Raw genomic sequence first — 10,983 nt, 5'->3', positions numbered from 1 at the left:
CGACAAAGCCGCCCTCCTTCCGAAATCCCATCTTCACGAAACGCTCGTCGCCGATGACGATGCCCTGCAAGCGCAGGAATTCCTGCTCGTCGAGCGGGGCACGGCCCGCTTCGCCGATCGCGCGGCCCCATCGCTGGATGCGGTCCTGAGGTGGCCGCTCTCCCTCGATCACGTAACTGGACTTTGAATCCTTCAGCAGAAGGAACGCCGCCGTGCGCGCGAGCAAGTCCTTGGGCACTTCACTGACGACGGCGCGCGCGCGCTCCTTCCAGTCCTGCGCAATGAACTCATTCAGCGCGGGCGTCTTGAACACCAGCGGACAGAACTCGGGCGTACCGGGAAGATTGTTGCGGACACGATGCCGGGCCGAGTTCTGGCCCGCTCCGCCGAACTGAAGATCGGTATCGACGGCATCCACGTAGGAAACCTTATCTGCGGATGGCAGCTGCAATTCGCGGCCAAGCAGCCACTCGTACAAAAACCAGATGCGGCGCGTGTAGAGGCCGGTCGGCTTCTGGCGCACGAGTTCGGCGACGTCGCCTTGCTTTACGGCAAGGAAAAGCCGCTTCAGAACGGCAAGGTCCAGCCCCTCGTACTTGAGGGCGAAAGTCAGGTGCCCCTCAAGGGACGCCTCGGGCGCATGGCGCGGCGTGTAGATGCGCCAGCCATCCTGCTCAATAATGCGGTGCTTGGACCCTATTGCGCAAAGAAGCCGGGGAACCGGAACGGGCAGCTTGTAAGCGCCAATGAGTGCGGCATAGCCAGCCGGAGCGGCTGCTTCTGGCAGCCGCCGGTCATGAAAAACACTCACCGGCCCTGAAAATTGCACGCTCAACTCAAATCCTCTGAAAAACGATCTCCAGACTGTGAATTTCCTTCACCTGCTGGTTAAAGTGCCGAAATTCAATTATATATCCTGAAAAACATTCTCTCAACGTAAATTCCATGAAAAATGCTTGAACCTCTGGTTGCTGCCAGCCAAATATTACTGGAAGCGAATAAACCTTTAGTTCCAATACGCTATATGTTGTTATCCGTCCAGTTTCAGCACAATATCTCGTTCTTTTAGGCCTTTCCCGATGCCTCAAAGCAAGGCAGAATAGCAGAACGATTCATGAACGTAACCAGGGGGCTATTGTGGGGCTGACGAGTGCAAAGGGGGCGCAAGCGCGACAAAGGGGAGCCTCTGTTGCGCGACTCCAGCGGGACGCAAGTGCAGAGATTGTATGCGAAGACAATCTAAAGTTTATGCGCCGCCTGCCCTCTGCATCGATGAATCTCATTATAACGTCGCCGCCCTATAATATTGGCAAAGAGTACGAAGAGAGGCGTTCGCAAGAGCGATACATCGAAGAGCAAGCTGCCTGCATTGCGGAAGCTGTTCGCCTATTACATCCAAACGGTTCGATCTGTTGGCAGGTTGGCAATCATGTGCTCGACGGCGAGGTCTTTCCGCTCGACATTATTCTTTACCCGCTCTTCAAAAATCACGGTCTTCAGTTAAGAAATCGGATTGTTTGGACGTTTGGTCACGGCCTTCATTGCCAAAAGCGATTATCGGGAAGACACGAAACTATTTTGTGGTTCACAAAATCCCAAGACTACACGTTCAACCTCGACGCTGTTCGTATTCCCTCAAAATATCCAGAGAAGAAGCATTTCAAAGGGCCTAACAAAGGCAAGATATCTAGCAATCCGCTGGGCAAGAATCCTTCGGATGTTTGGGATATTCCGAACGTTAAATCAAACCACGTCGAAAAAACCGAGCATCCCTGCCAGTTTCCCGTTGGGTTGGTGGAGCGCCTCGTCTTGGCTCTCACCAATAAGGGCGAGAATGTTCTCGATCCTTATGTAGGGGTTGGTTCTTCAGCCATTGCCGCGCTGAAGCATTCTCGGAATGCCTACGGATGCGATTTAGATAAAGGGTACATCGATATTGCCTGGCAGCGCATCCATCAGCTTCGAGCGGGAGAGCTGCGCACACGGCCAATGAATAAGCCCGTTTATGATCCTAATGCAAAGGACGTTGAATGAAGCTTGCTTTCACTTACGACGATCACCACAACGCAGGTGCCGAGTGGGATCGCCGCGAATTGAAGGAGTGGCTCACAGACGTCTTTGAGGCGCCTGCGGTGAAAATTCAATCTCGTTGCACGCCAGATATTCGCCAGCACGTCGAAACCGAGTTTATCAGCGAAGGATGGGCGACGAACGTCCGCCTGGATCAGGAGCTGATGCTAACGGTTTTCGCGATTAAGGACGATTTGGCCTTTCAGCTCCAAACCGGAAATATGAGCCGCGCACCGTATGATTTGTTGAAGCTTCAATATCTGTTCCAAAGCGGTCGAATTGAAGCAGCTGCGTTGGCCCTTCCGACAAAGGATGCGGCGCGGATTATCGGCGACAACATTGCTCACGCCGAACGGGTTTGCCGGGAGCTTAAGCTGTTTGATCGGGTCATAACGGTTCCTATCATCGTGGTCGCGTTCGAATGAGGGCAGAATGAAGTACGAGATTAAGCTTACACCTCGATCAGAACGCGAGATCGTCATCCAAAAAAGAGCCGATGCATCAACGGAAACGGATACGCTCTATGACTTCCGCGGTGACAAGGCGTCCCTCAAGAGCATTAGTCTTCCGGTGGATGTTCCTGTTTATCGCATGGACAACTGCCGGACCTATTCCGAGCAGCAGGATGCGATTGCCAAAGAGGGTCTAGACAAAAATTATTTTTCTAAAGGCCAAGAACTTAGCACCGTCCAAGGCGTCCAACACTCCATCCTCGCAAAACTCGCGCAACGAGAGTCGAGCTCCGTCTCCTCCATTTTGGAAGTGCTGAAGAAAGAGGGCCAACGCGGCGCTATTCTAATTACTAGCACTGGCGTTGTTGTAAACGGCAACCGCCGCCTAAGCGCCATACGCGAACTTTATGCGGCTGACGAGTCGGTCAATTCAAAATGGGGACACGTCAAGTGCTTGGTTCTTCCTTCTGATACAAGCCCCGACGAGATCGATGATATTGAAGCGAACGAGCAAGCTCGCCCTCAAACCAAACTGGAATATGACTGGATAGGCGACGCGCAGCTGGTGCGGCGTCAGGTAAATAAGGGACGCACGACGAAGCAAGTAGCGGATCAGCTTCGACGAAGCGAGGCCGATATAAAAAACTTGCTGCAATCGATCGATGAAGCCGATCTTTATCTGAATGAATGGGCAAACAAGCCCGGGCAATATTCGCTTGTCAGCGGAGATGCTGAACAGATTTTCGGCGACCTTCCGAAAAAGCTGTCCGGAAAGACAGTTAACCTTCAAAATGCTAGCCGCGTCATAGCGTGGTCTCTGTTTGAGAACCGCGACAAAGTGCCCGGCCGAATCTATGCATTAAATGCTGCATTCGGTAAGCTTGCTGAGATCGTCCTGACCAACGTCGCTGATCAGCTCGATCTGTCGGACGCTGCAGATAGCGCCAATGGTGACGATGCCGATGACTTCTCCATCGACATCGAAGAAGGTGCGGCGAGCGATGACTATTCGAATGTTATCGCTGCCCTAAAAAATGAAGATACACGAGATGATGCAGTTGATGTGCTCATCGACGCATGTCAGAGCGCCATCCAATTGGACCAAGGGCAAAAATCAAAGAATGCCGCATTAAAGGCCTTGGTTCAAATACATGCGAAGTTAGCCGGAATAGATCCGACGACGGCCGGCGTGAGCACGTATCCTGCACTTGGGAAGCAAATTAGCTCAATCCGCGATCTCCTTACGAAGATCGAAACCAAGCTGGCTGCACTTCAGAAATCTTCACCTGCCGATAGTAATAAGTAAGGACGGAGTTGTGGCGGACTTCGTTGACGTTGAAATCCAATATCGAGAAGGCAACTACGGACGCTTCATGGTGGCCGCTGGTGATACATCTGCGCCTATATGGTCCAGATTGAAGGTTTTGGTTGTCGCCAATAATCTTGAAGCCAGGATTACAGAAACCTCCATCCAAGTTCCTTGGCCAGATGCCCTGAACATCGTTCGGGAGTTCGGAACGAAATCAACCCAACGAACACTGAATTTTCGATTTCGACCAGACATAAGCGCTGCCGACCGCCTAAAAGCGTTCTCATCGGAAATAAGAACTGCCCGCGCGAGCCAATCCAGCCTCGCCCCTCCCAAGACTTCGGCAAAAATAGCCGCCGAACTTACGTCAATGGGATTTGTAAAACGTGAGTTAAAGCCGTTTCAGCTGCGAGATTTATCGCACCTCTTGGCTTTGACGAATGGCGCTAATTTCTCCGTTCCCGGCGCGGGTAAGACAACCGTTACATTCGCGCTGCATCTTCTCACAAGAAAGTCGGGACAAGTCTTCTTTGTAGTCGCTCCCAAGGCAGCCTTTCAGGCTTGGCGAGACATCGTAAAGGAATGTCTCGCCGACGATGCACCCGAAGCCCTGCTGGAAGAGTTCACGGTGCTTGAAGGCCGTGAGGACGACACCGCGAATGCTCTCGCTTCTGGTGCAACGAGATTTTTGATTTCCTATGACCTAATGATCCGCCAGCAAGGTCTGATTGCGTCTTTCCTGGCAAGGACGCCGGTTCATCTTGTTCTGGACGAAGCACATAGAATGAAGGCGGGTCCGCTCTCTCAGAGGGGGGCGTTTCTGCTCAACATCGCCACCCTTCCAGTGCGCAGAGATATTCTCACCGGCACGCCAATGCCGCAGGCCGCTACAGATATTCAGTCGCAACTGGACTTCCTTTGGCCTGGTCATGGTCTGGGGGTAGAGGTCGCAAGAGGAAAGCCGCCCCGCGAGGTGTTGGGCAATCTTTATGTTCGAACTACCAAACAGGAATTAGGGCTTCCGAAAGCTCGGCGGCACTTTGTCGATGTAACGATGAAGCCGGGCCAGCTAGCGCTCTATGCAATTGTGCGCAGCGAATTTCTTCGCCAATTCTCAGCACAAGTAAATCACCAAATGGGACAGGCGCAATTTTTGAAAGCGCGTCGATCGGTAATGCGATTGCTTCAGCTTTCAGTAAATCCATCTCAGGCTCTAACCGCCATGGTGAACGACGATCTCAAGATCGAGTCGGGCATTGCGGACGCTGTCGTTGAGGAAGGACATTCAGCAAAACTGGCCGCAGTGATGGATCACACGCGGCAGTTGGTAAGTAGCGGTCAAAAGGTTGTTATATGGACCATCTTTACAGATACGATCCGCAGCCTTTCGTCAGCCTTGGCTGATCTTAATCCCGTTACTTTGTATGGCAGCGTTCCATCTGGCTCAGATCAAGACGCAGATACAAGAGAAGGGCGCATCAAACGCTTTCACGTCGACCCGAGCTGCGCCGTTTTGATAGCAAATCCAGCGGCAGCTGGGGAAGGAATAAGTCTGCATACAGTCTGCCACAACGCGATCTATGCTGATCGTAGTTACGTCTCAACCCATTACTTGCAATCGATCGATCGTATCCATCGTTTGGGTCTTAAGCCAAACGAAACTACGGACATCTTCGTTTATAGATCCAAGGCGCCGCCAGAAATCGGAAGCATTGATCTTTCCGTGAGTCGGCGCCTCACGGAAAAAATCCGGAACATGCAAATGCTCCTGGATGATCCGGACCTTCACGAGATTGCATTCGATGAAGAAGAGGCGGATGACCCCGTCGATTACGACGTTAGCCTCCAAGATATCATCGACTTGATTTCAGAGCTGGAAGGTAAGATGCCAGCTTCGTCCGACGAAGACGAATGACTGAGATTCCATCTACAGAACGCATTTTCGCCCTATCGGCCTTCGAAGGGGTTAGGTTGATTCGCCTCTATGCTATTAAGCAGCCGGGCTGTTCCATCGCGGAGCTGGTCGATATCATCGAGAAAGTCGAACCGGATGGCGCTAGCCTGGATATGCAGGCTTCTGCTTACCTGCACGAGCTTGTCGATCTGGCGTGTCCGCTGGACGGGGATGTTTTCTATCAGGCCTGTATTTCGGCGGTGGTTACAAAACATCAGCCGAACTGGTCGAAAGCGATGAGGCAGGGCCGAATGCGCTTTCTGGATTCGCTTGGCATTAATGACAGAGACATTTTTGCAGCAGCTGGTTTGCAACAGGATCCGCCTCCACCACATGTGGTTGCTTGGTGGGATTCCGTCTCATGCTTTGCTCGACTCATTGTTGACCTGCAAAAAATGGAACAAGCTCGCGCGGCTGAGCAGCTCACTATGGATTATGAAATCAAACGGCTAGGCGCGCTCGGCATTACCAAGGCGCCAATTTGGAAAGGGCTCGACGACAATTTCGCCGGCTATGATGTGCTATCTTACGATCCTGGTCCATTTGGTCTCGTCAATCGATTGATCGAGGTGAAATCCACAGTCTCATCTCCGTTGAGATTCTATCTCACCCGCAACGAATGGGAGCAGGCGCTTAAGGCCGGCGCCGCCTACATATTTCATGTCTGGGATATGACAAAAACGCCCGCAATACTTCACATCCGAGACGCAAGTAAGATATCCGTTCATATCCCTACCGATAACGAAAAGGGAAAATGGTCTACGGCAGAGATACCATTGGCAGCATCCTGAGAACCATTCAGAGGAATGATTATGGATCATTTCTTGGACCGCATGAGAGAATTAAGTGCTTATCGGCTGGGCCGATCCGTGCTCATCATACTGGCAGCTTTGTATATTGTGATGGTAGCGACAAACAGCATTATATATGCGGACATACGACCAGCGCTCATTACCTTCGTGCTGCGCACCCTAAAAGCCGACGTCGTCGACGCGCTCTCCGTCCAATCCTACAAACTGCTCGGCTTTGGCTTGGGAAACGCCGCGCGTCCCACGCGATATGCGCTCATCTGCGAAGAGAAGGGCTATGCGAGCGAAGCTGAGCTCGCGAAAGCAGAACGGCTCTTGCGGCAGCAAGTCGATATAAAGGCCGGCATCACCTATAACAGCATGATGGTCGCGATAGCGAACGGCAAGGAGCAGCCGGTTATCATCCTTCCAAAATATGGCGGAGCAGGCGTGACGCGTTCCTGCCCGGTCAGCCTCTATCAGGAACAGGAGTGCACCTGCGAGGGGCGATACAACGCAACGGAACGCGCAAGAATACCGGCGAGCGTGTTGTTCGGCCCAGCAAAGCCCATGGAGTGAACCGCAGCTATTTCGGCGGCTTCTTATTGCGTTCGCGCCCCGCGTCCTTGCTGATGTCATTTGCATTATCCCTGGACTGACCTTTGGTCTTTTTCCCCACGCCCTTCTCCTGCGCCTTCCGGAATCTGTCGGCGAGGGAGGGCGCAGCATTGTCTTTCGAGACAGCAGGCGTGGTCACGTCGCGCTTTGTTTCGGTAAGCTCCTGCCGCAACCTGCCGCGCTGCTCACCGCGGAATATCTCCTTGTCGCGCCCCTCCTTGAACTCGATCGCGTCCGCCTGGCTCGCCTTCGACTGCTTCATTTGCAGTTCATGCCGCTCGCGCTCCTGCTTCTTCTGGAGCTCGGCAAGATCGCGTTCGTGCTTCTGCCTGATCGGGACGGTCATTTTGTCCGCGCGCTCTTTCAGCTTGCGGGCGAAAAACAGCCGCTCCTTCTTCTGTTTGAGCTCCAGCTTCTCCTTCTGCGCCTTCGAGCCCAGGAGCGCCGACGCCGCTCCCTTCAACAATTCTTTGCGCCCGGCCTTTCCTGCCTTGCGGTAATCCTGCCCGTAGGTGCGGATATCGAACCGCACCCGGCTCCAGGCGTTGCGCTGCGCATCCATGAACCTGCGGCGCTCCTGCCGCTGGATCGCGAACAGATCGCGCCAGTCGGCGCGGGTCGCGTCGCGAAAACGCTTGCGCTGTTCTGTCACCAGGCGGTCGCGGTCGATGCGAAGCCGGTCCCGCTCGCTTCTGTGCTTTGCGCCGAGCCGGTCGCTTTCCCGGACGCGCCTGTCGCTGCGCCGGTGCGCGCGCTCCATCCGCCAGCGCTGGAATTCGGCTGCCTTCTCGCTGCTCCAATCCTTCACGAACTCGCCGTTGCGGCGGCGCTCGTTGTTCTCCACGCGCTGCTCGCACCTGATCTGCCCCTGCCTGCGCTCGAACGCTTCCGCCCATGCGGACAGCTTCAAATGATCCATCTTGAGAGGCGCAGCGATTCCGGTCTCGGGATTGACGCGGTTGACGATGACATGGATATGCTGGTGCGGCTCGTCGTTGTGGCCGACCAGAAGCGCTTCATGGCCCTCAAGTCCTAGCGCCTTCAGCGTCTCTTGCGCCGCATCGATCATCTCCTCTTGCGACGGATCTTCGCCGGGGGCCCAGGACAGGCTGTAGCAATAGACGGGGTCCGCGAGCTTCCTGCCCCTTGTGCTGCCGCCGGCCCGCGCCTTGATCTCGGACTGGTGCATGGCCGTGTAGGCCATAAGGCGTATCGCCTTGTCCGGGTCGCGCGTCGGAAGATTGACGGTGTGGGTGAAGGCAACGCGCTCGCTCGTTTCGGCCTTCTTGTCGTGCAGGTAATACTGGCCTGCGCCCATGAAGCTGCGACCCTTGCCGGCGACCTTAGGCACCATCGGCTATCCCCAACACGATGGCTTCGACGACGGCCGCCGCCCTTGCCAGCTCCGGGGGAATCAGACCTGTTGCGTGAAGCTTGTGGACGGCCTGGTTCAGGTTGATGCCGATGCGGCGGAGCTGGTCGTAGACTTCGGGATCAAGCGTCCGCGTCTTCTTCACGACGACGGTGCCTTTGAGCAGCATGCGGCGAACATAGTCCGAAACGGACATATTCGCCTGCTGCGCGGCCTGCCGGATGCGAAGGTACTCGGCGGGTCGGAGGCGGCAGCGCAGCATTTCGCTGAGCTGGTCATCGCGGCCTTTGCGGGGCCGGGCCATGGTTTCGCTCCCGGGACGGCGCCCTCTTCATCGGGGCGCTTGGGGCTTGCAATGCGTGCGGCGTCACCTGTCGTGACGGACATTCTGTGGTTCAGCGGCGGAACGCTGACAAGATAATTGCGTTTTTTGGCAGGAAGACCTTCCGCGCCAGCGGAAAGGTTTTCGTGCCACAAAAACATATCTTGCTACTCTGCAGCTTCTACCTGTTTCCCGCAATACTACCTTCTGTGCTGCTGCTTTTTGCTAATGCCTCCGAGGCGCTCACCGCACCTTCGCCATTTACCGGCCTTCGGATTCCTGACTAGGATTCATTTTTTGCCCGGGGCTCGTTCATGCGCTGGACCGTGGGGCTGCCGATAAACCTCATTGGAGTGCTGGCCGTTTACGCCATCCTCATCTGTGCGCTCGGATTCCTGTTCGAGGCCTGGCTCTTCGTGACCGGCGGCGCCGCCGCGATGTTCACGGGGCCTCCTTCCAATGTGTTCTGGTTCCTGCCGGGCTGGCTTTCCTACCCGCTCATGATCGCCATTGCGGCAGTGTCGTTCGTGGCGGGCTGGCCTCTCGGAAACGATCTGAAGGTCGCCTTTTCAAGGGCGACCCGCCGCATCCGGCGCAAGATGGAGGAGGCGGAATTCGGCAAGGGCGGCTCGTCGGCATTCGCCAGCGTCGTGGAGGAATGGCGGTTCCGCTATGAGCCCGGCGACCTGCTGCTGGGACGTTCGCTTCACGAACCCTGGTGGAGGATCGGCTGGAAGGACGACCGCGGCTTCCTTACCATCGCGGGAAGCCGGTCGGGTAAAGGCCGTTCCCTGATAATCCCCAACCTCCTGGTCTATCCAGGATCTGCAATCGTCGTGGACCCGAAGGGGACCAACGCTGCCGTCACCGCGGCAAGGCGGGGACACGGCGGCGGAAGGGTTACGGAGTTCCTGGGGCAGGACGTCCATGTCCTCGATCCGTTCGACTGCGTGAAGTCTTTGCAGAAGTCGCGGTTCAATCCGCTCGATGCGATCGACCGGAACGCCCGCGATTTCGTCGAACAGGTCGGCATGCTCGTCGAGGCGCTGGTAGTGCCCGGGCCGCCCGGCGAGTCGCCGCATTGGGACGAGACGACAAGGAACATTGTCAAAGGCACCATCATCTTCCTTCTGAAGACGATGGACCGCCCCACGCTGATCGACATGCGCGACACGCTGACGAGGCCTCCTGACGAATTCGAAGCTCTGCTTGAAGAGATGCACCAGTTGGGAGAGCACACGCGAGGGGCGGCTGCGCCGCTGCTCGCCGCCGGCAGGAACGAGCGGGGCAGCTTTTATACGACCATCCTGCGCAATACAGAATGGCTCGCCAGCGAGGCCATGAAGGAAACGCTGTCGGAGTCCGACTTCGATCTTCATGACCTGAAGCGAAAGCCGATGACCATCTATGTTGTTCTTCCGGTCAATTACCTCGAAATGCACCAGCGTTTCGTGAGGCTCGTCGTCAACCTCGCCATCAAGGCGATGTGGGGCGGCGCGAAGCCGCCCCACCCTGTTCTTTTCCTGCTCGATGAATTCTACAGCCTCGGAAGGCTGCGGCAGATCGAAGTCTCGGCGGGCCTTATGTCCGGCCTTGGGATGACGCTCTGGCCTGTTATCCAGAACCTCAGCCAGATCAAGCAGCTCTATCCCGAAAACTGGGAAACATTTTTCGCTAACGCGGGCGCCGTGCAGGCTTTCGGGATCAATGACAGGACCACAGGCGAGTACCTGGTCGGGCGGCTTGGCAATGCCGTCTGGACGCGCCGCGTGGGAAATGTCGAACAGCGCATGGTGTCATGGCTGCGCGAGGTCAACGAACTGGAGCGCGAAGCGGCGCGCGAGACCGGAAAAATGATCGTCTTCCGGAATGGCGCTTTGCCGATGATGATCGGGCGGATCAATTACGACGCTTTCTTTCCCAAAAGCTGGTTCAATCCCGATCCCGATTTTCCAGCGGAGGAAAGCAGAGCCGCTCAGGTCATGACCTTGCTGAAAGCCCTGCAGCTCAAGCTGCCGTTTCTCAATAGAAAGCCGGCCGATCTCGATCCTCGGTTTCTTCTACCGTCGCCATTCAAATACCCGGCCCTCACCGCGTC

The 10,983-nt window shown here is 55.6% G+C and carries 9 protein-coding genes and 1 pseudogene (1 of these 10 cut by a window edge); 7 read left to right on the top strand and 3 right to left on the bottom strand.

From position 1 onward, the window contains the following. Positions 1-829: pseudogene (locus BGN91_RS16755) on the bottom strand (cell filamentation protein Fic); the annotation flags it as partial. Positions 830-1,248: 419 nt separating this feature from the next. Here BGN91_RS16755 and BGN91_RS16750 point away from each other — a divergent pair. From BGN91_RS16750 to BGN91_RS16725, 6 genes are read left to right on the top strand one after another with little or no spacing between them, the layout of a single operon-like run. Beyond that, positions 1,249-2,034 carry a site-specific DNA-methyltransferase gene (locus tag BGN91_RS16750; protein ID WP_292615108.1) on the top strand — a complete coding sequence of 262 codons (786 nt, stop codon included), beginning with the start codon at positions 1,249-1,251 and terminating at the stop codon, positions 2,032-2,034. Further along, on the top strand, positions 2,031-2,495 hold the full coding sequence (locus BGN91_RS16745; protein WP_292615106.1) for a BglII/BstYI family type II restriction endonuclease: 465 nt from the start codon (positions 2,031-2,033) through the stop codon (positions 2,493-2,495). The genes BGN91_RS16750 and BGN91_RS16745 overlap by 4 nt, the downstream gene beginning before the upstream one ends. 7 nt (positions 2,496-2,502) lie before the next feature. Then, entirely contained in the window at positions 2,503-3,828 is a 1,326-nt protein-coding gene (locus BGN91_RS16740; RefSeq protein WP_292615104.1) for a hypothetical protein, read from the top strand. A gap of 10 nt (positions 3,829-3,838) precedes the next feature. Next, positions 3,839-5,746 carry a DEAD/DEAH box helicase gene (locus tag BGN91_RS16735; protein ID WP_292615103.1) on the top strand — a complete coding sequence of 636 codons (1,908 nt, stop codon included), beginning with the start codon at positions 3,839-3,841 and terminating at the stop codon, positions 5,744-5,746. Next, positions 5,743-6,576, top strand: a complete 834-nt coding sequence (locus BGN91_RS16730; protein WP_292615101.1) for a DUF3883 domain-containing protein — start codon at positions 5,743-5,745, stop codon at positions 6,574-6,576. Before BGN91_RS16735 ends, BGN91_RS16730 begins: the two co-directional genes overlap by 4 nt. Positions 6,577-6,597: 21 nt before the next feature. Next, positions 6,598-7,152 (top strand): hypothetical protein, encoded by a 555-nt coding sequence (locus BGN91_RS16725; protein ID WP_292615100.1) that lies wholly within the window; start codon positions 6,598-6,600, stop codon positions 7,150-7,152. A gap of 7 nt (positions 7,153-7,159) precedes the next feature. Here BGN91_RS16725 and BGN91_RS16720 read toward each other — a convergent pair whose 3' ends face one another. Then, a complete protein-coding gene (locus BGN91_RS16720) occupies positions 7,160-8,545 on the bottom strand; it encodes a relaxase/mobilization nuclease domain-containing protein (protein WP_292615098.1) in 1,386 nt (461 codons plus the stop codon). Then, complete coding sequence (gene mobC, locus BGN91_RS16715) at positions 8,535-8,867, bottom strand: plasmid mobilization relaxosome protein MobC (protein ID WP_292615097.1); 333 nt, start codon at positions 8,865-8,867, stop codon at positions 8,535-8,537. The genes BGN91_RS16720 and mobC overlap by 11 nt, the downstream gene beginning before the upstream one ends. Before the next feature lie 332 nt (positions 8,868-9,199). On the opposite strand from mobC, the gene BGN91_RS16710 reads away from it, so the two are divergent. After that, on the top strand, positions 9,200-10,983 hold the 5' portion of the coding sequence (locus BGN91_RS16710) for a type IV secretory system conjugative DNA transfer family protein (RefSeq protein ID WP_292615095.1). 106 nt of this gene lie beyond the right edge of the window; the window shows 1,784 of its 1,890 coding nt (coding positions 1-1,784); it begins with the start codon at positions 9,200-9,202; its stop codon lies off the right edge, out of view.

The sequence above is a fragment of the Nitrobacter sp. 62-13 genome, from assembly GCF_001896955.1.
In the GTDB taxonomy this organism is placed as follows: Bacteria; Pseudomonadota; Alphaproteobacteria; order Rhizobiales; family Xanthobacteraceae; genus Nitrobacter.
This window is presented reverse-complemented; position numbering and strand designations above follow the sequence as displayed.